This window comes from Roseibium album (assembly GCF_965233825.1).
In the GTDB taxonomy this organism is placed as follows: Bacteria; Pseudomonadota; Alphaproteobacteria; order Rhizobiales; family Stappiaceae; genus Roseibium; species Roseibium album.
On the sequence record NZ_OZ247583.1, the window covers coordinates 4,951,340 to 4,973,765 of the forward strand.

Below are 22,426 nucleotides of genomic sequence, written 5' to 3' on the forward strand. Positions count from 1 at the left end.
CGGAATTGAAACTATACAAACCCAAAGTAGCCCGCATGAGCCTGCCCTGAGTAGCCCGGCAACCACAAAGATCCACAGCACAGTTCAACACTCGCCGCGCAAACGCACAACCCCGACCTGATTTTCAGACCACTGGTGGCAAGAGGTCATCATGCTGCGAAACTTTCGGAAACTCGAAATACCGGTCAACAAACAATCGCAAGGCTGCACTAAATGACGAAGGCGTGGAAGGCTTAACAAGGAAGAACCGGTCAAATGAATGGTGCGGTCGAGAAGGTCTCCGAAGTAAATTTTCATGTAATTTTACAATACCTTAAGCCCGTTATTCTATAAAATAATATATCTTTTGCTATGTCCACTGCACCATCTTCAACGTAAGCAGAACCGCTCCTTACAAAACCCCGGCTATTTTCGGGATGAATTCCGCCATTCCGAAAGTTTCAAATCCGCGAAATAGCCCAAAGCAGCACTCGCCAGTGCGGCGAGCAGCGAGATAATAAGGCTGAAACCATAGTGTTGTAATGCCCAGAAGGCTATCAAACCGGGAACTACTAGCACCGGCAAAACATTGATCAATCGCATGCACGGCTCCTTATGAGTCTGTTGCAAGCAAGTAGAATTGTCACCCAGTTTGCAAAGCAGAAGTGTCACCACCGGGCGCGACGGAAGCAAGGCTTAGCAGCCCGGAGACATCAAATATCGCAGGGCTGAAAAGCCTTGCGGGGCATGTCTAGGTCAATCGCTTATCTTGTGTGATGACGGCATCGAAGATTGCAAACACATGTGTCGCGAGATCGGTTCCTATTATCTCTTCGCGTGTGAGAGCTTGGGAAACCAAGCCGCTGGTTGTGATAGGGCGATCTTTTGCGTCGATAACCATGACGCCTGGGCCGTGTTCATTTTCGAAGTGCAGCAATGAAATTGCACACCTATCAGAGCTTGATGTGCCGTCACCCCATCGACCATAGATCAAGTCGAAGTTGGCTGGATGTGTCTCGAGTGATGCCCCGACCGTCCATTGCATGAAGTAGCTAGCGACCGTGCCTTGGTCTTCGTGAACATATCCCCAAACCGTGCGGGTTTGGTGCCCGCAGCAGTCGCAGTGACCGCCGCTCTCTTCTGTGGGTTCGACTTCAATCAAGATACTACCTCGCCTGCATCGTGAGGAACGCCTGGGGCCTGCGAACTGAACGCCGCACTGACTGCAAAAGTTCCAATAGCTATTATCGTGCGGCCAATCGTTAGACCGTTCTTCTTCAAGAAGCTGGTAATCTCGCCCTGCTCCACGCATCGGAATCATGCCTCGACTCCTTATGAATCACGCTTGAATTCTCTCATCGCACCATCGCAGCGGCTCATTGGGCAGCACAGTCCAGGCGGGACATCCTTGCTTTGATAACCGCAGGTTTGGCACACAGATTTAATGCGAATGCTCTCCGCAAAGCTCTCGCGCATGTGCTTTGCAGCAGTCAGCAATTCGAAGTCTTCTTCGGAGATTTCCGGCATCTCGGCTCCTTATGAGTCACAGTTTCCATTCGTCAGAGGTCTCAGATTTACGAGCCCCAATCGCCATTGGCAGCCTAACTGTTGTGTCGCGGTCGGCTTGAATATCAGCCATGAGCCTTGAGGTGCTTCGAAAGCCCTTCGGAAATTTTATTCGATTTTCCTGAAGCTTCTTCTTTAACCGTCTCTTGCGTATCCAATCAAATCTTAGCAATCCTAGCTTCGCGAAAGTTGCCTCAAAAAAGCCTGCCGAAACGGATTTTATCGGGTCTTCCAATACCTCGGCTCCTTATGAGTCACGGTTAAAATTCAGACAGCGGCGGCATTAGACAAGTCGAACAACCGCTTCGAGCCCATTGTGTCGTGCGTGCCGCTTACGAGCGGCTTTGCAGCCCGCAGCAAAGCAAAAAAGTAATGTTGCCATTCAACAAACTTCGCTAAAAAGTATAAGCTCAATTTTCTGTTTTGAAACAAATTCATCTCATGCTGTAGCGCTTCAATACCGTTTAAAGGACTGAAGATGTTCCGCTTTATCAGATACGTAGCCTTTTTCCTCTCGACATTCTTTTCTTTGCCGCAGGCGGCCTATGCTGCAAACTTCGGATTTGTCCGTTGGCCAGACTACCTCGATATGCCGATTGCATCGTCGATGATCGCGACGGCTGTATTTTTTGTTGTGTTCAAAGCAATTTTGCCCAAGGGCGCAAAGGACTACGTCTCAGTCCCGAAGGAAGAACGACCCCTGTTGCTGAAGGCAACTGGTTTATTCATGCTCGCGTCGCTTGGCATATGCATCGGCCTGATTTTCTTAGGCATGGGTTTGCAGCGCGCATCTGAAATGTGACTTTGTGGCACTTTTGGAAGCCTACCTCATCGACTTAGTTCACCCTTTCGTCAACTACTGCTTCGTCCGCAGTGCTGACCTAGGCGTTCGGTTGAACTTCTACGAATGTTTCGCCGAAAGCGGTCATCGGTGCCCGGTTCCTTATGAGTCACACCTATTTATTCAATAAACAACTTTCTCTATTGCTCGCTTGTATGCGCCGGCTGCAACAACAACGTTCTGAAGGTCAACCCTTCCCGTTACAACGCTATCGTTCAAAATATCCACGTTTGCTAGATAGCTTTCGGATAATTTTTTCTGCAGTTTTGTAGCAATCTTTGAGTTACCAACATCAACGCTAAAAGTTATTTTATAGCTTCGGATGTTTCGCTTATTCTAATTAAATCGTTATATTGTAGTGGCTTTACATAAAGCATTTCCCATAACACTTGATGGACGATCCACGAAACAGCCAAGGTTCCAAGTAAACTCATAAATGTCATAGCAACAATAGGAGTTGTTATCGACGAGCAAATTTCTTTTTGCGCGCAAGATTCTTGAAAAGAAAAATGCAGTGTGATCAATGCGTATAAAGAAAGGCATGCAAGTCCCAAAAATGTTCCAAGCGTAATGCGATTTCGGTTTTTCTTGATCAAATCTGGGCTCCTCATGAATCAAAGTGGTTGTTCTGCATTTTCGCGCTGCGGCTCAAGCGCGGCGTCCCATCCATCATTGAAACCGAGAATGTAGGGACGATCTGAAACCAGTCTGGCAATCCCAGCACGAAGGCGCTTATTTTCTTCCATCAGTTTGACGTTTTCACGCACCTGAATCTTGAAGGCGGCGTCGTTCAGATTGAAGAGAGCGACAAGTGCTTTTTTTTGCGGTTCCAGCTTTGGGAAGCGCCACTTTTGTGTCGCCAATCATCGAATCCTTAAGTCACACATCAATATCTCTGATACCGGATAGCCGCGATAAGTACGCCCTGCCGTTACCGCACTCCCGCCATGATAGGTATCTACCACGCATACACGTTAATAGCGTGTTTACCTAGGGTAGATTGTGTGGTTGTATTTTTGCTATTGGAGAAAAATTGCTTTCAAATCCCAGGGGTGCCCGGGTATTCGCCCCTGGGATTTTTTCGAACGCAGCCTTGCCTCGGCTCTTTGTGAGTGACTGTTTCATTTCAAGTGTGGAATGGTCAACGCAGCCTCAAGAGCGTCCATCGCAATCTGTTTGTATCAGTTATTGAGATTTGGCGGAAAATGAGGGCACGTTGTCAGTGTTGCTACAAAACTAACTGTTAATCTGTCCGAAGTTGACCTCGGCTGGCTCCTTCTCGATTGGCTCCTTGGTGTTTTTGTCGCACCAACATCGCTTCAATAGTGGCCACGGCGACATCGAAATGCAGCTTCGGTCCTGTCGTTATTCCTAGTTTTGAACGCCTGCTAGAGCAGAATATGTATTGACCATTAAGTGAATAAACATAACGCATCGGGAAACTTCTGGGGAGCATGCGAAACCATGGGATTATCTGACGACATTTACAACACGCTTGAGACCACCTTCACTGACCCGTTTGCAGGCGCACGTTTGCAGAAAAAACACTTCGATACATGGAAGCGAGATTGGGAGGCAGGACACAGCAAGAGCGACATGAAAGTAAGAGAGGTGCTGCAATGGGGTAGTGCTCTCGTAAGCAAGATAGACACGTACAAAGATCTTCACCCTCAGCTGAAGGAACTCTCAAAAGAGACGTCAACGTTAAGACGAATTTTCAAGGATCTCGATGCGGGATTCAAGATGGGAGACAAATTCGTCGCGGCGTACAAAGACGCTAACCGAATAATCATTGCAATGGAGGCGATCGAAAATCTGGGGCCTCAGGGAAAAAAGAACTCCAAAGCGTTGGCTCTTGCTTACGGTGATATGATTTACGGCTTTGCCTGTATTGTCGAGAAAAACAAGATTGTTGGCTTTTACGCCGAGCCTTTGAAGAGAATCTCGAAAGTCGTCGCCGGAACCAATGAAATTTTTGGAACTGGAAGACCCATGTGGAGGGGGTATGAGGACTTGGCCAAAAAAATCAGTTGGTAGCACTCCTTTTGCGTCACAATTTGAATTCAAAAATGTTTCCTTCTACAAAAAAAGGCGACCCATTGGATCGCCTTTAATTTCTACTTTCCGCAATAAAATTATGCGGTAGCGCTCTTTCTGCGGCGCCAACCCGCGACACCAAGCAGACCAATCCCTCCAGCGAGAAGTGGCAATGCAGCTGGTATCGGCACTGCTGTTACCTGAAGATCATAAAGCGCCGGGCGGCTCTTGTTTGGCCCGACTGAACCATCAACAACCAGTGTATATTCGCCGGCAGCAATGTTGCTAAATATTGAACTGACCGCTCCAAAGACGACATTGGTTGTGTAAGATTGGCTGACCACCTCGGTCAAACCCTGGAAAAGAGAGATTTTTACGCCCTTGCCCCCTCCAGTAGTGCTGGGGTCTGTACCAGCATTCACAACACTCTGATCTATCAACCCGGACCAGCCTTGCGCAACAGTTCCATCAACGGTCTCATAGCCATCAAAATCAAAAGACACGTCAAAAGCAGATGCAGACGAGAAGTCAAAACTGAACCGGTCTACCGAGCTTACGATGCGTCCATAGATGCCAAATGTGTCTCCCGCCCCCAAAGTACCAAGATCAAATCCTGCGCCTCCAGGCGCGGCATCTTCAAGGTCAATCGAACCCACGATCAGGGGTCTGTTCGAACCAGTTCCTTCGGTAAAATTCGTAACCGCTGCATTCGCAACACCTGCTGTGAACAAAACAGCACTTACGGCAATGATTGACTTTCTAATCATTAATCCAAACTCCTCAACCGTATTGGCAGATCGGCATTCCGATCCACAACACACATAGTTACCGCGCCCTTAACTATAGGGAATTTGCAACCAAAGCAAAGCAAAATTTAAACTTAAGCGAGCTGTACGGTTGCAACTTAGATCTATATGGCCGCGGTCATCGAAACATCATGGTTCCGCACTGCAATAAGACTCTACCCGGCATTGGCTCGGCTCGTATTTTTTTAACCGTGTTTTCTAGAATAGGCAGCGCAGAACTCGCCAGCCAGGTCCTTATTGCCGCGCATCGGTCAATCTTCCAAAATCGCATCGTCATGGCAGTCCAAAAACGTCGCGTATTTTTTTCGAACAAGTTCAGGAAATTCATACGCAACGGCGGTAACTGCTACGCCAGGCAGAAACCCGCCAGCGATAGAACTGACATCCAAACGCTTAGTCACCGCTGCAACATCAGCCATCCCGGCTCCTTATGAGTCACTATCCTGGCAGCCATCGTCACCTCTTGGTTTTTCAGGCTCAACTCGAACTCGACTAGGATCTATTCGTTCAAAACAACTATCGGGATCCACACGAACATAACCGTATGTAGCGCCGGGTGTGCGAGCATCTTCAAGAGCTTGTTTTAGAGCATCCATGGAGAATTCTAAGTTCTCTTTGTATCGCTGTGCGTGCGCAGGTATTTCCGGCTTGTCCGACATGTCGGCTCCTTTGATCAGGCCCCGTGTTTTCAAAACACTTGACCTTTGCACCAGTCTCATTTTTGCAATTTTCTGCCACAGATAATACGCAAACTTTCTTTAGCGACAAAACGTTGGCCAGTACCTCTCGTGCCAACTACGTAAAGGTCAAAACCATGGCTGTCAGAAACTTGTTTGTTTGGAATTAGTATCGATGTTGCGCGATTTTTCGAACGATCAATTTCGACAAATTGATGAGCAGCCTCCAATGAAGGAAAGACTGTTGCACTCCTCTCGTCACCGTTGAATCCAACGATGACAAACCCGTTCTCTTGGACCTCAGACTTACGAAGCTCGAACCCCACTAGCGGCGCCAAAACCCGAACGCAAACGCTCTCATCACATGCCTCAAATGGGCTACAATGCCAAGGCGGCGGTCCAGGTTCCAATCTTGCGAATGCAGGCAGTGAAGAAAACAAGAAAACAAGCAATAAAGTCAATCTCATAGCAGCTCCCACGGGTCAGGCTCCTCTAATCGCCTTTTGAATTTTTCTGATTTTTTCGCCAAACGGTTTCTTCTTCCAATTGCTCGTAGTAGCCGGCCCAGCTACCTGGAAGCGGGTATTTCTTTTGGTAATCACGCTGCTCGTCGCCCGAGAGCTCCGTAAACCAATCCACGAAAGCAGAACGGTAGTCTTCACCGCCTCCCATGCGCCAATGCATGCTGAGCATCTCAACTCCGGGATAAACCACCCAAGGTGGCCTCGGCTTGGGCCCTTCCCGCTCAAATCTAGATGGCCTCTCGAGGACTCGGTCCACCAGTTTTTTGATGTGGTCAGGAAAACGGAACTCTTCTGTCAACTCGGCTCAGCTCCTTATGAGTCACTATCGGATTTCCTATTGGCCGTTCGGCCCTTCAATCCTCGATAAGGGTTGAGTTGCCCTGTGGAAAGGTCACAGATTCGAATTCCGGGTACGCCAGGCGCAGTGTCTGCAAAGTTGGCCCTTCGGCCACGCGCGACAGATACCATGTGCCGTTTTCCTGAAACGCGAGCGTGAAAGATCTCAGATGGTAGGTCTTGTCCTGAAACGTCACCACCGTTTCCGTTGGGATCAATAGATACGCGAGACCAGTTTTTGTCTCGGCGAATTGCGCTGCGGACAGATCAAGTTCATTGCTCCGAAACTCTTGCTGGGCATATGCCTGCCTGATTGCGGCTTCGACCATCGCGCGGACATCCGGAGCGGTGGAACCGGTCTGACGCACGATGGCCGGGATAACTTTGGGTGGCATTTCAGACATCAGGACGCGAATATCGCCTTCGACCCGGGCGATCTCATGCGCGTCAATGCGGGCCTGCAACGCAGCTTTTTCGGCAGAGTTCAACGTCTCGGCAAGTGCTGCTGACAGCGGCAACAGTACGAACAGTAAGGCGGTAAGAAGCGGGTGCATCATCATGTTCTCCGTGCTGAATGCACGCCACAGTCCACGGTCTCCCATCGTCTCGGCTCCTTATGAGTCACACACAGTTTTCTAGGCTGAACAACCAACTAGAACCTACACCCACCACGGCTTGTGGCTAGTCCAAGCCTGCTCCGGCAGGGGCATCTCGGCGCATCGTTCAGTGCTGGAAGCTTAACCTGCGACTCCCCCTTGACCCCCAATTCGAACGTGTGCTGTGCGACGATCAGCGCAAGCTTTATGCAACTGTGGTATCCCTCAAGGAAACTTCGTTCCGAGGAAGATTTCTCAGAACGAAAGAGCAAGTCGCTTGCCAACGCGTTTTGATAGGCTGCAATGCTCTCATGTATCTGAGAACTCAATTGGATGAAGTCCACCTTGCCAGGAGAAGTCTCGTCTGACTGATCTATGCGCGCTTCTGCCTTCTCTATCGAAGCATACATCTGAACTGCCAATCTAAGTGCTTCGGCTTCCGATGTTGGGTGATCCGCATAAGTGATCAGCCCCACTTGAGTGGTCCGTTTTGATTGTTAGTGCAAGACTGGGCTTTGGTCCATCCGGACGATGGTTTCTGGTGCCGGTGGTCGGTAGCCCAAGGCGCTATGTGGACGCTTGGTATTGTAATGTTTCCTCCATTGTTCAATCAGGATTTGTGCTTCCTTCAAGCTGTAGAAGATTTCACCATTGAGTAGCTCATCTCGGAGGCGGGCGTTGAAGCTCTCGCAGTATCCGTTTTCCCATGGCGAACCTGGTTCGATGTATGCGGTCTTTGCACCCACAGCGTTGATCCAGTCCCTGACGGCTTGAGCAACGAACTCCGGCCCGTTGTCTGATCTGATGTTGGCTGGAACACCTCGAAGGATGAAGAGATCCGTCAGCACATCAATCACGTCAGTGGAGTTTAGCCTTCGCTTCACCCGGATTGCCAGGCACTCTCGGGAATACTCGTCCAGGATGTTCAGAGTCCGGAATGCCTTTCCTTCATTGGTTCGGCAATGCACGAAGTCATAACTCCAGACATGATTGGGATACTCTGGTCGCAACCGGACACATGATCCGTCGTTCAGCCAGAGCCGCCCTCTCTTTGGTTGTTTCATAGGAACTTTCAGCCCCTCTCGTCGCCAAAGTCGGCGGTTTCCGACCTGGCACCGCGAACCATGATCACACGCGACGCCGGAAAGCGCCTCGCCCATCCCCAGACATCGGTCGTATAGGCGTTGCCGTCGATTGCCGTCATGTCGGGTCTGAGCCGATGCCCGTACGCATTCATCCACTCGTTATCAACCAGCGCGTCGAGCATGCCTCGGGTCGAGTTTTCGCCGACATAGCCAGGAACAACCCCGTAATCGATCACGAAACGGCGGAGGTTCCGCTCCCAGCCGACAAGTTGCCATTCCAGCCGATCGCCCTGAACGTCGATCCCGAGCGTGATGAACACCGCTCCCGCTGGAATCTGCCCCTTGGAATACTCGGAAACCGCGGCCCGGTCGCGAAGGTCCTCCCAGGGCGGCGCGTCGCCGGCGGCCTCATAGGCGAGCCCGACGACATCGTTCATGAACGCCTGCTCGCTGGCCGGGTCTCCCTTGGCCTTCAACCAGGACCGCGCGATCCGCTCAAAAGTCTGCAGAACCGAATAGGCCGACCAGATCCAGAAAGACCGGTGCTGACGTTTGGCGTTCTCATTGCCCGCACGCCATTCAAGCTGCTTGAGCATCGCTGGCCGGTGATGCTCTTCGATCACCCCGCCGCACTCAGGGGCGGTGCAAACGAAATGCGCCCGCTCCGGATGCTCTTCATCCAGGTTGGCCAACATATTGTCCCACTCAAGGACCTGCATGTGACCGCAATGCGGACACGGCACGAACGGTTGCTCCTGACTGCCGTCCTCATAGTTTCGCGAGATCCGACATCCGGGAAGAACCATCGGCGTCGAGATCTTCGCAATCTTGGCAAACTCATGTGCCTGGCTGCGCGAATCCGCCTGCGCTTCCGGATCGCCGGCCGAATTGGTCTCCCATTTCGCCAGGTCATCCTGAACCTGGTTCTTCATGGTCACCATCGAGAGCGATGCCGGCGAATTCGCGCCGGATATCTGGATGGCGCCCCGGCCGTCGCGTCGTTCCTTGTAAAGAACCGAGTCGCCGCCATCCCGGCTCTTTTGTGAGAACAACTCCCTGAGCGAAGCGGTGTTCTTCAGCATCGGCGCCAGTTTCTGCTTGGACCAGCGCTGCGCGTTGCCTTCCGTCGGGTGGACGTAGAGGAAATCGCCCGGCACCATTTCGAGCGAGCCGCAGCAGAAGATGTTCGCCAGGACGGTGCCACCGAGCTGTGCGCTTTTTTTCAACGTCACGATTCGGCACGGATCATCCGGCGACATCGCCCGCAGGACCTCGTCAAAATACCCGAAAAGGTCCCGGTTGTACGGTCCCGGATACGGGCTTTCCCGTTGGGAAAGGACGATATTGTCCTCTGCCCATTTCAGGTAATCGACCTTCGGCGGCGGCATCCAGGCATCCGCCATAGCCTCATGGGCCAGCCGCTCCGGGTTCGCAGTTAGCGCAACGTGGCAATTCACTCGGCTGCTTCCATCATCGTTTCGCCAACCTCCGTCTCGCCGATATTCGTCTCGACAGCCGCCGGCAGGGCTTCTGCCTTCGCCCTGGATGCTTCCGCCGCCCGGCCGCGCATTTCGGTAAACTCGGACCGCAGCTCATGGAGCACGTCGCGGACCGGCAATTCGAATTTCGAGGCGATCTTCGCGGCCATGGTCGGCAATGAACCCTCGAATGTCTGGATCATCTGGACCGCAATCCGGGTGTTGCTGGCCCTGACCTCTTCGGTCGGTGTGAACCGGCCCTTGCGCGCCTCTTCGTCCTCTGACGCCTTCCGGCTTCGGATTTGCTCCTGAAACAGCCGCTCCTGCTTGAGCTTGTCCTCGATCGAGGGGACCCGCGGATCCGGCAATTCAGGCTTGGGTTCTTCACCCTGCGGTGGCACCTGGTCGAAGGTCAGTTCTGCCGGTTGCCCTGAACCCGTCAGGTTCGTTTCCAGCCCGTTGCCGATCATCTGGCCGATATGCAGAACGAGCCGCAACTGCTCTTGCGCGATCGGCCTGTTGATCCTCGCACCACGACCCGTTCCTACCAGAGCATCGCCGTAGATCTTGCCCTCGGCGATATTCTGCGACACCCGGCCAGGGGTGACGTTGATGTATTTGGCAAATTCGCCCTTGGTGACAACGACGTTTTCACCCGCGTGTGCTGTCACAGGTTCGCTCCGGCGTGCTGCGCGACTTTAGGTGTTTAGGGCTGAGTTTAGGAGTTTAGCCGAGTTTAGGCTTCGAATTTAGGGTCAGACTGGCGACATTAAACGCTCAGTCCCCCCGTTTTAGGTTTGGTGGGATACGGTCCCTAAGCACTTACTCAAATTTTTAAAAAACAGACATCTTGAACTCAGAACTTAACCCGCAATGTGCCCTTCATGAACTCCTCGGATTTTTGATCTTTGTAATTTTCACCGTTTGTATATTCAAAATTCAAACTGGCGTTTCCCTGCTTATTTAGTTTCCAACCAACTCCGGATGTAAAACGTGTTGCTTCGTGTCCGCGAATTACGTCGTGGTAAATCTGACCGTTTAGAGTCGCATACAGCCTATTGTCGAAGATCGCAGGAAATGGCCAAACCTTAAGCGTCGCGTCTATGCCCAGCCAATAGTGACCCTGACCTCGTTTATAGTTGGTTGTGCCTGGATCGTGCACCTGAATGTAATCTGCACCAGCAGTTGCTTGAATTGTGTATTCAAATAGGTCATCGAACGGATTCTTGATACTACCCAAGCCAACTCGTAGCAAATGAGGCTGCCAAAAGGTGCCGACTCCATAAATTTCTGCACGCCCTTCGAAATCTGTTTGGTAATAGGGGGTGAAATTGAGACGCTGAAGGTCGAATGGACCACCAATCGCCTCCAAACCTGCCATGGCTCCGAACTCGACTACACTGTCATCCGAACTAATCTGACCTTGAGCATCAACATAGGGTCCTAAATTGAAGCCTGTTACTGCAAACTGACCTGCTCTGTAACCTTTGCTTGGTGTAACGTTTTTGTGCCAGATGAGACCAAATGCACCATTTATGGCAGCGACTTGCTCGCCACCGTTTTCGATGTCATTGCTCCAGGAGAATGCCGCGCCGTTCGAGGCCTTGAACTCGTCAGTGCCAGCCAGAAATGGAAGTTCCGTCTTCTTTTCCCTCAAAGGAAAAGCTACAAAGTCTTTTCGCAGTTTGACTTCCTCGCGAACGGGTGGAGGAGTATCATCCAGTTCTAGAGGGATACCAGCGCGGGCGCGAGCGCCATATCCAAGAGACTCCCGACTTCGGGTCAAACCCTCGAAATATTTATTAAGCTTTTCAAGCTCATCCAAGTCTATTTTACCATTAAGATTTTCATCATACTCAGCAAGAACGTGATGTTTATCTAAGATATGCTTTATGTATTCATCCGCCTTATTAACATCTACAGTTTTGTTATCACCGGCATTGAAGCGGTTTAACTGTTCTTTCGTCAGCTTCGCACTAACCGCTTCTTGAGGGAAAATGACTGCTGATGTAAACATGAGCGCAATGATTTTGAGTTTATACAAGCAGAAAGTCATGAAACATCCCACCCATTTTCTTGATAAATATAAATAATTGCATTTAGAACATCTTGAATAAATTCAGCATTATGAAGATGTAATGGCAATATTATTATTTCATCTTCAAACATCGGCCACGCGAGGTTAAGTTGATTAGCCAAGGCACTTGGATCACTCACATACGAGCTTAACTTATGGGTCGAGTGAATGAGGCCCCATCTCGATTCTTTGTTGTATTTGATCAAAGAAATGCGCTTGGCCATTCCTTCGTAAATATCATACGGATTTCGATAACTCATACAATTCGCCCCATCCACAATTATTGGTTGCTATTCAAGCAAAGGGGAAGTTATTTGTCAAACTCTAGCGGGGATTTCTTCAAGGTAACGTAGAAGTAAATCGCAACGAAAACAGGAAGCAAGATCCGACAGTCAAAAATTAAATTTGGTGGAGCTTCGATTGAATATTGGTTCCCGCCATACAACCCCATCGCACCAACTCCGCATATCCTGTGATCCTCCCCCTTTGAAGTGGTCCGCCGTTATGTTTAGGAAAACGGAGGATCAAAATGGCTACGAAACGCCACAAGCCAGAAGAAATTGTCTCGAAGTTGCGACAGGTTGAAGTCCTTGTCGGCCAAGGAATGCCGCGTATTGATGCTATCCGGCAGGTTCGTATCACCGAGCAGACGTATTACCGGTGGCGAAATCAGTATGGTGGGATGGGAACCGACCAACTGAAAGAACTCAAACGCCTTCAGAAAGAGAACGAGCGGCTGCGCAAGGCGGTATCCGATCTGACCCTGGACAAGTTGATCTTGTCAGAGGCCGCAAAGGGAAACTTTTGAGCCCCGCCCGTCGTCGCGCCTGCATCAATCACATTCGTCAGCATCTCGGCGTGTCAGAGCGCCGAACCTGTCGTGTTCTGGGTCAGCACCGGTCCACGCAGAGGAAACGTCCAGCAGGGCGTGCTGACGAAGAATGTCTTGTGGCGGATATGATCGCACTCGCCCGTGAGTATGGCCGTTACGGTTACAGGCGCATTGCAGCTCTGCTCAGAGATGCTGGTTGGCATGTGAATGACAAGCGCGTCGAGCGGCTGTGGCGACGAGAGGGGCTGAAAGTGCCAATGAAACAACCGAAGAGAGGGCGGCTCTGGCTGAACGACGGATCATGTGTCCGGTTGCGACCAGAGTATCCTGACCATGTCTGGAGCTATGACTTCGTGCATTGCCGAACCAATGATGGAAAGACATTCCGGACGCTGAACATCCTGGACGAGTCTACCCGAGAGTGCCTCGCAATCCGGGTGAAGCGAAAGCTGAATTCTACCGAGGTGATTGACGTGCTGACGGATCTCTTCATCCTTCGAGGTGTTCCAGCCTACATCAGATCAGACAATGGGCCGGAGTTCATTGCTCAGGCAGTCAGGGACTGGATCAACGCTGTGGGTGCAAAGACCGCATACATCGAACCAGGTTCGCCATGGGAAAACGGATACTGCGAGAGCTTCAACGCCCGCCTCCGAGATGAGCTACTCAATGGTGAAATCTTCTACAGCTTGAAGGAAGCACAAATCCTGATTGAACAATGGAGGAAACATTACAATACCAAGCGTCCACATAGCGCCTTGGGCTACCGACCACCGGCACCAGAAACCATCGTCCGGATGGACCAAAGCCCAGTCTTGCAATAACAATCAAAACGGACCACTCAAGTGGGGCTGATCAGGGAGTTTGGTGAGCACCTCCTCAAAAAGTATGAGCCACCCAAGAAATGACGCCGAAACTCGCCGCTGAGTGGATGCTTGCTGAATTCGAAGCAAAACAATTCCTTTACCAGGAAGAAGCCGCAACGCATCTGCTCCACCTGCATGATGAGGAGCTTGCATACTACGACGGCAACGGAAATGTGTGTGTAGGAAGAAAAGTGCTGGCTGAGTTCAACAAATTAGCGCCTGATATTGTTTACGAGCGAGCAGATAAGTTCTGGCGCGAGCGACTTCCAAGCGATCAACCTGGACGTCAACAATAGCGACGAAGTTTGTTTTTGAGGCGAGGATTTGGCGAAAGGATTGGTCGGCATCCCCGACTTTGCAATAGTTTCTGCCGACAGTAGATGTGAGCCACACAAATGGGCGACCAAACATACACGTATGTTCCCCCGTTCTAACTACTTGAACAAACAGTTTCGAACGGCAAACACAGCCTCTGAGTTTCAATCAAATAATGTCCCAAAAACTGGATGTGAACTGGAGCAACGTACCGCGTCTCTAGCGTCATTGAGCGAACACACACCTTGAGGGAACAGCAAATTCTGATGAAGTTTTGTTCGGATTGGAAGTATACCCAATGGCAATCGGTTGAACGGGTTGCTAACAATGACTTAACTCGGGTCGTGATATTGGTGCCAATTGTTGGGTATCTTATCTTGTTCAACGACCAAATTGCAGAAATTGCATCATTTCAAATGATAGCAGGAGTTGAACCTGGAGCGGTTTCACCGTTTTTTGTTAGTGGATTGACCAAGATGAAATTTGTCTTTCTTGGTAGTTTGTTTCTGCTACTTTCAAACTTGATCTTTAGGGTGTTTCGCCCGCAGGTATTGGAACTTGCGAAGGGAGATATAGAATTTTCCGCCCGAGTAAGTGAACGTTACACTGTCCATGAACTTGCGAAAATCGAAAGCCAGGTTTTTTCTGAACTCTGGAAGCCGAGGCTATCATTGTTTTGGCTAGTGCAAGACAAGATCCGAGCCAAAAAAGCTGTGGTTTCTGGATATAAGCCAGAGGTTCGATCAAAAATGTTTGCGGATCGTGGCGACTACATAAGCTTCCTTGTACGGGAATGGTGGACAGGTGAGATGCACACGTTCAGAGCGGCGCGCTTTGCATCGCTTTTTCTGGGTGTGACCGGCGTTATCTTGCTCGCTATTCCAACGCTGGACATCTCACAAGCCGTAGTCAGAAACGTTTTTCTGAGCTTGTGGTGACTTGGTTAGCAATAGTCCTCTTATTCTTTGATGACGAAAGACCACCTGGGTCCTACACCATCATTGCGCCTAAAGGTCAGAGCGACGAATTTAACCAGTATTTCAGTAGTTTGTCCCGCGCAAAACCAACGCCCAATTTCAAGGTCAGTCATTGAAACGGCAGACGACAAATTGAGGGCGCTTTGCCAGCCTATTTGGCAAATGCACTGGATAAAGAAGTCCCACAGAGAACGCTTGTCGGTTCTGACTGTAAACGAACATCGGGCACCGTCAATTTGCGGCATTCATTCCCCCAGCAATGAAACCAACCCGCAATCGTAGGGTAACTCAATCCGCTTCAACAGTTCCAGCCGAAACGCCAGGTCGCCGCCCTCGCCATATTCCGGACGGTCGATCGAATGCCCCATCAACAGACGCCGCATTTCCGGATCGACATGCGCCGACTTCAACCGATCCTCGAAAGAATGCCGGATTGAATAGACGAGGTGCCTTTCAGACGGCAACAGTTCGCGCCGGCGCAAGTACTTGAGCATGGCGGCGGAGAACGAATTTTCCTTGTCCCTGTATTTAGGAAAGCCCTGCCGCGCGTGTTTCATGGCTTCATGCGCAATGCCGACCAACGGAATGCGCCTAGTGCTGGACTCTGTCTTGATTTCCCGGCTTTCGTCGAAGTCGACAACGATGTGCGGGATCTCATGATCCAGGTGGATGCGGCCAGGCTCGATGTTGCAGATCTCGGACGGCCGGCATCCAGTCTCGATACAGGTCAGGAAGATGCCAAGGGCCTGGCTGTTGAGCGCCCGGTGCTTGCCTTTCACCGCGGCGTAGCTGTCGGCGAAAAGCAGCTTGTCCCTGATCCAGGACACCGGAAACGGCGGCGGTGTTTCCCGCAGGCGTTTCGGGTCCTGAAACGACAGGCCATCAAACGGATTTGGCCGCTTGCGCTCGCCAAACCGGGCATAGACTTCCCGGTAGATCCGCCGAAGGTTGCCGATGTCCCGGTTGCCGGAATTTCCGGAAAGCTTCCTGTCGCCAGTCTTCCCGGTGATCCGGCCCTGCCACCAGTCATGGAACCGGACGGCATCTTCATCGGTAATCGAGTCGAGCGTCTTGTCACCAACAATCTTGATGAAGTTGTTGACCGCGCGCAGCTTGACCTTCTTGTACTGCTTGATCTGGTTCGTGCTCTTGCCCGACAGTTCTTCCGCCGCACAATGCTCGATGAAAATGTCATGAGCCTTGGAGAGCCTTACCCTGGGCGACGGAACACCGCCGAGCAGGGCATCGGTATCGACGTCGAGCTGCGGACCGTCCTTGCCGCGCAAGGCAACGATGCGCTCGACGATCTCTTCCAGCGGCGCGTCCTGGACCAGGTCGTCCAGCCGCTTGTAGGCGTGCCCGAGAACCTTTGCCCGCGCCCTCGCCGCTTCATAGCGCGCTTCGGCCTGGTCGCCGCCGCCGGCGACGAGTGACGCCCAGTAGAGATTGCAGGCCTCTTCCAGCGCGTCCCGGCGAATGCGGGCCGTCTCGATCGAGCCGGTTCCAAGCGCTTCCTGAACCACGCCGCGTGTGTCGAGATGCTGAACGGATTTCGGTACCCGGCGATAGAACCGCCAGCGGCCCCGGAACAGCTGCAGATACCGGTCTTCTTTCGCCATAAAGAGCACTCCAAAAGACGCATGTTATGTCTTTTGTTATGTCCTTTGTAATGTCTTTTCAAGAAAAGGTGCGAAAACTTTAAAGGCGCCCCGAAAGGCGCCTTTAAAATCAATCACTTGGTAGGTGATTTATGGTGCGGTCGAGAAGACTCGAACTTCCACGGGTTTTACCCCACAGCGACCTCAACGCTGCGCGTCTACCAATTCCGCCACGACCGCATATTCGATTGTTTCCCGAAGCTGTCAGCGTCGAGGCGCCCCGTGTAGCAAAAGGAATTTGGGCGCGCAAGAGCCGATGCCGCAATAATTCACAGGCGCACGAATTTTCTTCACGCCGGGGTTACAGCGGACCGTCGATCCGCATCGGTCTGATTTCCGGCGGACGCATCAAAACCTCGGTGATCGAGATGCCGATCCGCTCGCCAAGCAGCACGACCTGCCCACGCGCCACCAGCGTGTTGTTGGCGTAGATCTTGACGTCGTCGTCCTCCGACACGTCCAGATCGATTACAGCACCACGGCCCATGCGCAGAAGCTGATGAACCGGCATTTCGGATTCGCCAAGCACCACGGAAATGTCGACTTTGATTTCGTCAAAGGTGGTCATAAGACACCAAGATCCTTAAATAGGGCGGAACCCGCCAGCGCCCCACCATATCACGGCCCGGCAAGCCAGCTCAAAAAACAAAGAAGTGTCATCCACATGTCACCAGCCGATAGAGACGAGATTTCCCTCAGTTTTCTGCCGAAATCCGGGTCTGACCCGGTTGAGTGGAAAATTTCGGACGAGCTTGTCGACTATGAAACCGCGCTTGCAGAAATGGATGATCGGGTCGAGAGAATCATTTCCGGAAAAGCGCGCGAACAGGTCTGGCTGCTGGAACACCCCCCGCTTTACACCGCTGGAACCAGGGCGGAAGACACTGATCTCGTCGCGCCAGACCGCTTTCCCGTCTACAAGACCAAGCGCGGTGGCCAGCATACCTATCATGGGCCGGGTCAACGTGTAGCCTACCTGATGCTGGACCTGAAACGGCGCAAGCAGGACGTCCGGGCCTTTGTTGCCGCCGTAGAGAGCTGGCTCATCAGCTCCCTCTGGCACTATCACATCCGTGGCGAGCGCAGGGAAGACAGGGTCGGTGTCTGGGTGCAGCGTCCCGACAAGGGTGCAGCAACGGAAGACAAGATCGCGGCCATCGGGATCCGGCTTCGCAGGTGGGTCACCTTTCACGGGGTCAGCTTCAATGTCGAACCCGAGCTCGAGCATTTCTCCGGCATCGTGCCCTGTGGAGTGACCGATCACGGTGTTACCAGCCTGGTCGATCTCGGCATTCCCGTGAGCATGGCAGAAAACGACATGATCCTGCGCGCCGAGTTCGAAAAGGTTTTTGGGCCGGTCGTTTCCGTTGATACCGACTAGACCTCGGTCCTGCAACAGCAGGCTTCCAGGAACGAACTCAACCTGGACATACCGCCGGGCTTCCATCCGAGCGCGTGAAGTTTCTCCGTGTCCATGGTTCCCGGCAAGGCCGCAGACTTTGGCGGCAGTTCGCCTCCCCGGCCGCAGGTAGCCCGCAGCATTTTCAGCAGCGCATGTCGATCAAGCACAAGATCGGAAACGTTGAACACTTCAAAGTTTTTTGTCTCCGGGGAACAGGTAGTTGTCAAAGCAACCGCCGAGGCAAGGTCATCGCCATGGACTTCTGTTCCGCATCTGGGATCGACCGGACTGCCGGACAGAAAGTCATCGAACAGGCCGGACCATTTGTGAGATGATGCGCCGGGAGCAAGCCCATAGATGCCGGTCGCTCGGAGCACGGTTCCGTAAAATCCGTCGTCGCAACAATCCGCCAGCAATTTTTCGCCGGCCAGCTTGACCTTGCCATAAAGCGTGTCCGGCGACGGATCGTCGGTTTCCAGCAACACCTCGCCAGCCCGATGATCCCCGTAGACTGCCCTGCTGGAAAGAAAAACAGCCTTTCGGCAGCCGGCCTCTCTTGCTGCCGAGAAAAGTGCCTTTGTTCCCTCGACATTCAGATGCCGGAACCGTTCCGGATCCTGCCCTTCACCGCCGCGGAACTTGCCCGGCTCATGCTGTAGGGCACAGTGGACGACCACGTCTGCAGCGGGCAGCACAGGTGCGGGGTCTGAAAGATCATAGGGAGAATTGGCGACCGGCAATTCCTTGATCGGAGCCCGGCCAAGGGCCGTGACACGGTGTCCTTTTCCAAGCATGTGGCTGGCAACAAAACGCCCGACCGTTCCGCTTGCACCGGTGATCAGAACATGCATCTCAGGACGCCTGTTGCTCGGCCCAATCCGCGGGACCGGGCAACCGGGTCGTATCCGCCGGCATGCCGTCTCCCGTCGCAAATGACTGCCAGAGTTCGATCAGCGGCCGAAGCCGTTCGGCCTTGTCGTGCCCTGCCTGCCACGGCTTTTCATACTGGTAGTGGAGAATATGGATCTCCTTCCAGCTCCAGAGATCGGGCAGATTGAACCAGACATATTGCAGCATGTTGTAGAAAACCGGCAGCCCGTGCCAATCGGGAAAGTGATTTTCCAGAAAAGTCTGGTCGGTCCGCCTCCAGAATGCGTCCGGCCGGTCCAGTGCCGTCAGCATGTTCTCATAAGTTTCCAGGCTTGGCCGCGCGGTGAAAACACCGCTGTTGAGACGGTGAAAATCGGCAAGTCCTTCATAAACATTGGGAGCTGCGCAGAATTCGGGATAGTCGAACAGCCTGTCGCAATTCTGCAGGACCAGCGCGTCGGCATCGATAAAGACCACGCGATCATATTCCGCAAGTTGCCACAGGCGGAGTTTCACGAAGTTGTCGAGCGGCGTATGAAAGACCGGCTTGCCACCTTTCGTGAAAGGCGCAGCCCTGTGCAGGCGGCCTTTCTCGTGCCTTTCGTTGAAATCGCCGGAGGTCGGCAGCCGATCGCAGCGTCCCAGGCGTGGTTTGAAGGCCTTCAGCGCGACAAGATCTTCATCATCGACGCCCGGCGTGTAGAGCACGACCAGGTCGGCTTCGGTATTCGTCCTGCGGAGCGATCTCAAGAGAGCCGTTGCCCCGAGCACGTAGTCCCGATTTGTTACGAGGCTCACATAGGCATTGCGAGCACCAGCCGGGCGATCGAACTGAGGTCCGTTTACCATCTGCCTGCCTTCAGGAAACTGATTTCAGACGCGGATGCTCCGGATCATGCTCGATTTCGGAGGCGATTTCCCGTGTCCAGGCCGAAACCGCCGGCACCCGGCTGCGGTCGACGCGGTAGGCGAAGGCCTTGGCCACATCGACAACTTCCTCAAGCAGGCCGTCTTCGAGCCGGATCGGATCAAGGCCCAGCTGAAGAAACTGTCCGTTTTTGACGACAAGATCGTTTTCAGCTGCCTCTTTGCGCGGATTGGGCAAGTAAGCGACCTTTGCGTCCGTCAGACGGGAAATCAGCTCCGCGAGATCCCTGACGCGGTGTGTTTCCGTCATCTGGTTGAACACTTTCACACGGTCACCGCGCTGAGGTGAATTCTGCAGCGCAAGTTCGATACAGCGTACTGAATCCTGAATATGAATAAAGGCCCTGGTCTGGCCTCCGGTACCATGTACGGTCAGGGGATAACCGATCGCTGCCTGGATCAGGAACCGGTTGAGCACCGTGCCATAGTCGCCATCATAATCGAACCGGTTGATCAGCTGTTTGTGGCGCCGTGTCTGTTCGGTATGCGTGCCCCAGACGATTCCCTGGTGCAGATCGGTAATCCTGAGACCGTCATTTTTCGCATAGAACTGGAAGAGAAGCTGATCGAGGCACTTGGTCATGTGATAGATCGACCCGGGATTGGCCGGATAAAGGATCTCCTGAGCGGCCTTCTCGCCCGAAAGCGTCTCAACTTCCACATCCAGATAACCTTCCGGAATGGCAGCACCGACACTCGAATAGCCGTAAACACCCATGGTTCCGAGGTGAACCAGATGCGCGTCAAGTTCAAGCTCGACCATCGCATTCAGCAGATGATGCGTCGCATTGACGTTGTTGTTGACGGTGTAGTTCTTGTGCTGGTCCGATTTCATCGAATAGGGCGCAGCACGCTGCTCGGCAAAATGAATGATCGCGTCCGGGCGATTGTCGGCCAGCCAGCCCTTGAAGACCTCATAATCGTCCGCAATGTCGATCAGATGGAAATGGATTGTCCTTCCAGTCTCCTGCTTCCAGATGCGCGTGCGCTCCTGGATGGAGTCCATCGGAGTGAGTGACTGTACACCCAGCTCGGCATCGATCCAGCGGCGGCTCAGATTGTCGATGACATGAACTTCGTGGCCCTGATCGGACAGATGCAGGGATGTAGGCCATCCGACGAAACCGTCACCACCGAGAATCGCAATCTTCACGAGAAGTCTCCCTAGTTAGGCAGCAAAGAACAAAAGCGCCGATCTGATTGTTGCACACGAGAAATCAGATCATTGCGATAATTCAATGACAATTCAATGCCAAATCTCCCAATTGATACACAACTTGGTGGAATCACAGGCGCTTACGCAGTATCCCTGATCTCGAACGGGCCGTTTGAAGGCTCAACAACGTCGAGTTCGTTCACAGTCCTTACCCTGGCAAATCTCGGGCCGTGCCACACGGCATCGAGCATATCCGAGACTGTTTCCTTGTTACCGGAAAACACCGCCTCCACCGCTCCCGATTTCAAGTTGCGCACCCAGCCGGACAGATCCCGGGCAATGGCCTCATCGGCACACCAGGCCCGATATCCGACACCTTGAACCCGGCCTTCGATCAGCACATGAACGGTCAACAAGTCAGACATTGCACCCCTTTCCAATGGAAGCGGAGATCGTAAATCAAGCTCGCCTTGTTCGGAAATGTCACTTGTTCAATAGCAACTGGTCAAGGCTTGCCAGGTGCAGCAATCTCGGAGCTCGTTCGTTTTTTCTCGTCCAGCATGACCAGCAGCGACGCACCGACGATCACAAGCGCTCCCGGCCAAAAGGTACCCGTGGGAGCAAAACCGAACGCAAGGAAACCGACAGCGATATTCAACGGCAACTTCAGATGATCAAAAGGCTGTACAAACGCCGCGTCCGCACTCTGATAGGCCAGTGTCAAAAGGTAGTTTGCCAGAACCGTCAGGATACCGGCGCCGACCAACAGCCACAGCGCTGCCCCCGGTGGCACGAGGCCTCCTTCGCCCAATGCCAGGAGGGCGTTTACCGGCGTCAAAAGAAGAAGCAGATAGACCGTTATCGAATCCGCATTCTCACTTGCCGTAAGTTTCTTCGTCACAAGAGATGTTCCGGCCCAAAACGCTGCGGCTCCGAGCGGTAGCAACGCGCCCCAGTTGAATGTCTCGGTCCACGGTTCGAGAATTACCATTCCTCCGCCGAAGCCGGCGATGGTCGCAAGCCAGCGAACCGGGCCAACGCGCTCTTGAAAGAACAGTTTCGCGCCAATGATGACGAAGAAAGGGGATGTCATGACGAGTGCGATGGCCTGCCAGATCTCAACGCGTGCAAGGCCGGCGACCCACAACTGGATTCCGATCACCGCGAGAAAACCGCGGAACAGATGCCAGCCGATTTGTTGTGTTTTCAAGGCGGTAACACCGCGACGCAAAACCCAGGGCAACGCCACGGCCAGGCCGATTGCATATTGCCAGAAAGCTGCGGAAGTCGATGACACCCCGAGTTGCATCGTCGATGCCTGAAGGGCACCGTTGACAAGTGCGAAGGACGCGCCCGCCCCGACCATTGCCAATGCTGCGAACAGCGGTTTCCTGGAGGAAAAATTGTATTGTGCCGACATT

General features: G+C 52.6%; 26 protein-coding genes, 1 tRNA gene and 1 pseudogene. 6 read left to right on the forward strand and 22 right to left on the reverse strand.

Annotation, left to right across the window (positions count from 1 at the left end; translation table 11 throughout):
• Positions 1 to 405: 405 nt before the first annotated feature.
• The 3 genes from ACO6TI_RS22575 to ACO6TI_RS22585 form a co-directional block, all read right to left on the reverse strand.
• The gene (locus tag ACO6TI_RS22575) at positions 406 to 582 is read right to left on the reverse strand and encodes a hypothetical protein (protein ID WP_158705559.1); all 177 of its coding nucleotides are present in this window, start codon (positions 580 to 582) and stop codon (positions 406 to 408) included.
• Between the two features lie 148 nt (positions 583 to 730).
• Positions 731 to 1,141: a hypothetical protein gene (locus ACO6TI_RS22580; RefSeq protein WP_197000619.1), complete on the reverse strand. Its 411-nt coding sequence runs from the start codon at positions 1,139 to 1,141 to the stop codon at positions 731 to 733.
• Positions 1,142 to 1,311: 170 nt separating this feature from the next.
• Positions 1,312 to 1,506 (reverse strand): hypothetical protein, encoded by a 195-nt coding sequence (locus ACO6TI_RS22585; RefSeq protein WP_197000618.1) that lies wholly within the window; start codon positions 1,504 to 1,506, stop codon positions 1,312 to 1,314.
• 517 nt (positions 1,507 to 2,023) lie between these two features.
• Here ACO6TI_RS22585 and ACO6TI_RS22590 point away from each other — a divergent pair.
• The gene (locus tag ACO6TI_RS22590) at positions 2,024 to 2,347 is read left to right on the forward strand and encodes a hypothetical protein (protein WP_108876062.1); all 324 of its coding nucleotides are present in this window, start codon (positions 2,024 to 2,026) and stop codon (positions 2,345 to 2,347) included.
• A 344-nt stretch (positions 2,348 to 2,691) separates the two neighbouring features.
• On the opposite strand, the gene ACO6TI_RS22595 is transcribed toward ACO6TI_RS22590, so the two are convergent.
• Together ACO6TI_RS22595 and ACO6TI_RS22600 are read right to left on the reverse strand one after the other, a co-directional pair.
• Entirely contained in the window at positions 2,692 to 2,982 is a 291-nt protein-coding gene (locus tag ACO6TI_RS22595; RefSeq protein ID WP_159100925.1) for a hypothetical protein, read from the reverse strand.
• Between the two features lie 18 nt (positions 2,983 to 3,000).
• A complete protein-coding gene (locus tag ACO6TI_RS22600; RefSeq protein ID WP_108876063.1) occupies positions 3,001 to 3,249 on the reverse strand; it encodes a hypothetical protein in 249 nt (82 codons plus the stop codon).
• A 601-nt stretch (positions 3,250 to 3,850) separates the two neighbouring features.
• Here ACO6TI_RS22600 and ACO6TI_RS22605 point away from each other — a divergent pair.
• Positions 3,851 to 4,423, forward strand: a complete 573-nt coding sequence (locus ACO6TI_RS22605) for a hypothetical protein (RefSeq protein ID WP_197001122.1) — start codon at positions 3,851 to 3,853, stop codon at positions 4,421 to 4,423.
• A 98-nt stretch (positions 4,424 to 4,521) separates the two neighbouring features.
• On the opposite strand, the gene ACO6TI_RS22610 is transcribed toward ACO6TI_RS22605, so the two are convergent.
• From ACO6TI_RS22610 to ACO6TI_RS22650, 9 genes and pseudogenes are all read right to left on the reverse strand, one after another.
• Positions 4,522 to 5,190: a hypothetical protein gene (locus ACO6TI_RS22610; protein ID WP_197001121.1), complete on the reverse strand. Its 669-nt coding sequence runs from the start codon at positions 5,188 to 5,190 to the stop codon at positions 4,522 to 4,524.
• 290 nt (positions 5,191 to 5,480) lie between these two features.
• Positions 5,481 to 5,648, reverse strand: coding sequence for a hypothetical protein (locus ACO6TI_RS22615; protein WP_422383426.1), 168 nt, complete (start codon positions 5,646 to 5,648; stop codon positions 5,481 to 5,483).
• 296 nt (positions 5,649 to 5,944) lie between these two features.
• Positions 5,945 to 6,385, reverse strand: a complete 441-nt coding sequence (locus ACO6TI_RS22620; RefSeq protein ID WP_422383427.1) for a hypothetical protein — start codon at positions 6,383 to 6,385, stop codon at positions 5,945 to 5,947.
• A 13-nt stretch (positions 6,386 to 6,398) separates the two neighbouring features.
• A complete protein-coding gene (locus tag ACO6TI_RS22625) occupies positions 6,399 to 6,728 on the reverse strand; it encodes a hypothetical protein (protein ID WP_422383428.1) in 330 nt (109 codons plus the stop codon).
• Between the two features lie 55 nt (positions 6,729 to 6,783).
• Positions 6,784 to 7,368: a hypothetical protein gene (locus ACO6TI_RS22630; RefSeq protein ID WP_422383429.1), complete on the reverse strand. Its 585-nt coding sequence runs from the start codon at positions 7,366 to 7,368 to the stop codon at positions 6,784 to 6,786.
• A 491-nt stretch (positions 7,369 to 7,859) separates the two neighbouring features.
• Positions 7,860 to 8,459 (reverse strand): annotated as a pseudogene (locus ACO6TI_RS22635) (IS3 family transposase); the annotation flags it as partial.
• On the reverse strand, positions 8,435 to 9,850 hold the full coding sequence (locus ACO6TI_RS22640; protein WP_422385327.1) for a phage terminase large subunit family protein: 1,416 nt from the start codon (positions 9,848 to 9,850) through the stop codon (positions 8,435 to 8,437). The gene ACO6TI_RS22640 and the pseudogene ACO6TI_RS22635, both read right to left, overlap by 25 nt.
• Before the next feature lie 50 nt (positions 9,851 to 9,900).
• Positions 9,901 to 10,596, reverse strand: a complete 696-nt coding sequence (locus tag ACO6TI_RS22645; protein ID WP_422383430.1) for a hypothetical protein — start codon at positions 10,594 to 10,596, stop codon at positions 9,901 to 9,903.
• A 185-nt stretch (positions 10,597 to 10,781) separates the two neighbouring features.
• A complete protein-coding gene (locus tag ACO6TI_RS22650) occupies positions 10,782 to 11,981 on the reverse strand; it encodes a hypothetical protein (protein WP_422383431.1) in 1,200 nt (399 codons plus the stop codon).
• A gap of 550 nt (positions 11,982 to 12,531) precedes the next feature.
• Between ACO6TI_RS22650 and ACO6TI_RS22655 the strand changes: the two genes are divergently transcribed.
• From ACO6TI_RS22655 to ACO6TI_RS22665, 3 genes are all read left to right on the forward strand, one after another.
• A protein-coding gene (locus ACO6TI_RS22655; protein WP_422383432.1) for an IS3 family transposase occupies positions 12,532 to 13,658 on the forward strand; the annotation gives its coding sequence in 2 pieces (ribosomal slippage) (positions 12,532 to 12,796 and positions 12,796 to 13,658; 1,128 coding nt in all).
• A gap of 80 nt (positions 13,659 to 13,738) precedes the next feature.
• Positions 13,739 to 13,996 carry a DUF6953 family protein gene (locus ACO6TI_RS22660; RefSeq protein WP_422383433.1) on the forward strand — a complete coding sequence of 86 codons (258 nt, stop codon included), beginning with the start codon at positions 13,739 to 13,741 and terminating at the stop codon, positions 13,994 to 13,996.
• A gap of 285 nt (positions 13,997 to 14,281) precedes the next feature.
• Positions 14,282 to 14,953 (forward strand): hypothetical protein, encoded by a 672-nt coding sequence (locus ACO6TI_RS22665; RefSeq protein ID WP_422383434.1) that lies wholly within the window; start codon positions 14,282 to 14,284, stop codon positions 14,951 to 14,953.
• Positions 14,954 to 15,237: 284 nt separating this feature from the next.
• Here the strand turns inward: ACO6TI_RS22665 and ACO6TI_RS22670 are convergent, their stop codons facing one another.
• The 3 genes from ACO6TI_RS22670 to ACO6TI_RS22680 all read right to left on the reverse strand — a co-directional run bounded on the left by ACO6TI_RS22670 (position 15,238) and on the right by ACO6TI_RS22680 (position 17,218).
• Complete coding sequence (locus tag ACO6TI_RS22670; RefSeq protein WP_422383435.1) at positions 15,238 to 16,611, reverse strand: DUF6538 domain-containing protein; 1,374 nt, start codon at positions 16,609 to 16,611, stop codon at positions 15,238 to 15,240.
• A gap of 132 nt (positions 16,612 to 16,743) precedes the next feature.
• Positions 16,744 to 16,830, reverse strand: a tRNA-Leu gene (locus ACO6TI_RS22675).
• A 121-nt stretch (positions 16,831 to 16,951) separates the two neighbouring features.
• Complete coding sequence (locus ACO6TI_RS22680; RefSeq protein ID WP_104705363.1) at positions 16,952 to 17,218, reverse strand: FliM/FliN family flagellar motor switch protein; 267 nt, start codon at positions 17,216 to 17,218, stop codon at positions 16,952 to 16,954.
• Between the two features lie 96 nt (positions 17,219 to 17,314).
• Between ACO6TI_RS22680 and lipB the strand changes: the two genes are divergently transcribed.
• Positions 17,315 to 18,031: a lipoyl(octanoyl) transferase LipB gene (gene lipB, locus ACO6TI_RS22685; RefSeq protein WP_422383436.1), complete on the forward strand. Its 717-nt coding sequence runs from the start codon at positions 17,315 to 17,317 to the stop codon at positions 18,029 to 18,031.
• Here lipB and ACO6TI_RS22690 read toward each other — a convergent pair.
• The 5 genes from ACO6TI_RS22690 to ACO6TI_RS22710 all read right to left on the reverse strand — a co-directional run bounded on the left by ACO6TI_RS22690 (position 18,028) and on the right by ACO6TI_RS22710 (position 22,425).
• Complete coding sequence (locus ACO6TI_RS22690; RefSeq protein WP_422383437.1) at positions 18,028 to 18,903, reverse strand: NAD-dependent epimerase/dehydratase family protein; 876 nt, start codon at positions 18,901 to 18,903, stop codon at positions 18,028 to 18,030. The genes lipB and ACO6TI_RS22690 overlap by 4 nt on opposite strands.
• Before the next feature lies 1 nt (position 18,904).
• On the reverse strand, positions 18,905 to 19,771 hold the full coding sequence (locus tag ACO6TI_RS22695; protein ID WP_422383438.1) for a glycosyltransferase: 867 nt from the start codon (positions 19,769 to 19,771) through the stop codon (positions 18,905 to 18,907).
• 10 nt (positions 19,772 to 19,781) lie between these two features.
• Complete coding sequence (locus ACO6TI_RS22700) at positions 19,782 to 21,002, reverse strand: NAD-dependent epimerase/dehydratase family protein (protein WP_196876638.1); 1,221 nt, start codon at positions 21,000 to 21,002, stop codon at positions 19,782 to 19,784.
• Between the two features lie 143 nt (positions 21,003 to 21,145).
• Entirely contained in the window at positions 21,146 to 21,430 is a 285-nt protein-coding gene (locus ACO6TI_RS22705) for an acylphosphatase (RefSeq protein ID WP_108876080.1), read from the reverse strand.
• Between the two features lie 80 nt (positions 21,431 to 21,510).
• Positions 21,511 to 22,425, reverse strand: a complete 915-nt coding sequence (locus tag ACO6TI_RS22710) for a DMT family transporter (protein WP_422383439.1) — start codon at positions 22,423 to 22,425, stop codon at positions 21,511 to 21,513.
• Position 22,426: the final 1 nt, after the last annotated feature.

Excerpts from the sequence above, each read along its gene's own strand:
- ACO6TI_RS22590 (WP_108876062.1), top strand. The coding sequence starts at position 2,024 with ATGTTCCGCTTTATCAGATACGTAGCCTTTTTCCTCTCGACATTCTTT.
- ACO6TI_RS22690 (WP_422383437.1), bottom strand. The coding sequence starts at position 18,903 with ATGCATGTTCTGATCACCGGTGCAAGCGGAACGGTCGGGCGTTTTGTT.
- ACO6TI_RS22665 (WP_422383434.1), top strand. The coding sequence starts at position 14,282 with ATGAAGTTTTGTTCGGATTGGAAGTATACCCAATGGCAATCGGTTGAA.
- ACO6TI_RS22630 (WP_422383429.1), bottom strand. The coding sequence starts at position 7,368 with ATGGGAGACCGTGGACTGTGGCGTGCATTCAGCACGGAGAACATGATG.
- ACO6TI_RS22710 (WP_422383439.1), bottom strand. The coding sequence starts at position 22,425 with ATGTCGGCACAATACAATTTTTCCTCCAGGAAACCGCTGTTCGCAGCA.
- ACO6TI_RS22705 (WP_108876080.1), bottom strand. The coding sequence starts at position 21,430 with ATGTCTGACTTGTTGACCGTTCATGTGCTGATCGAAGGCCGGGTTCAA.
- ACO6TI_RS22670 (WP_422383435.1), bottom strand. The coding sequence starts at position 16,611 with ATGGCGAAAGAAGACCGGTATCTGCAGCTGTTCCGGGGCCGCTGGCGG.
- ACO6TI_RS22615 (WP_422383426.1), bottom strand. The coding sequence starts at position 5,648 with ATGGCTGATGTTGCAGCGGTGACTAAGCGTTTGGATGTCAGTTCTATC.
- ACO6TI_RS22640 (WP_422385327.1), bottom strand. The coding sequence starts at position 9,850 with ATGGCGGATGCCTGGATGCCGCCGCCGAAGGTCGATTACCTGAAATGG.
- ACO6TI_RS22610 (WP_197001121.1), bottom strand. The coding sequence starts at position 5,190 with ATGATTAGAAAGTCAATCATTGCCGTAAGTGCTGTTTTGTTCACAGCA.
- ACO6TI_RS22660 (WP_422383433.1), top strand. The coding sequence starts at position 13,739 with ATGACGCCGAAACTCGCCGCTGAGTGGATGCTTGCTGAATTCGAAGCA.
- ACO6TI_RS22650 (WP_422383431.1), bottom strand. The coding sequence starts at position 11,981 with ATGACTTTCTGCTTGTATAAACTCAAAATCATTGCGCTCATGTTTACA.
- ACO6TI_RS22695 (WP_422383438.1), bottom strand. The coding sequence starts at position 19,771 with ATGGTAAACGGACCTCAGTTCGATCGCCCGGCTGGTGCTCGCAATGCC.
- ACO6TI_RS22680 (WP_104705363.1), bottom strand. The coding sequence starts at position 17,218 with ATGACCACCTTTGACGAAATCAAAGTCGACATTTCCGTGGTGCTTGGC.
- ACO6TI_RS22605 (WP_197001122.1), top strand. The coding sequence starts at position 3,851 with ATGGGATTATCTGACGACATTTACAACACGCTTGAGACCACCTTCACT.
- lipB (WP_422383436.1), top strand. The coding sequence starts at position 17,315 with ATGTCACCAGCCGATAGAGACGAGATTTCCCTCAGTTTTCTGCCGAAA.
- ACO6TI_RS22585 (WP_197000618.1), bottom strand. The coding sequence starts at position 1,506 with ATGCCGGAAATCTCCGAAGAAGACTTCGAATTGCTGACTGCTGCAAAG.
- ACO6TI_RS22575 (WP_158705559.1), bottom strand. The coding sequence starts at position 582 with ATGCGATTGATCAATGTTTTGCCGGTGCTAGTAGTTCCCGGTTTGATA.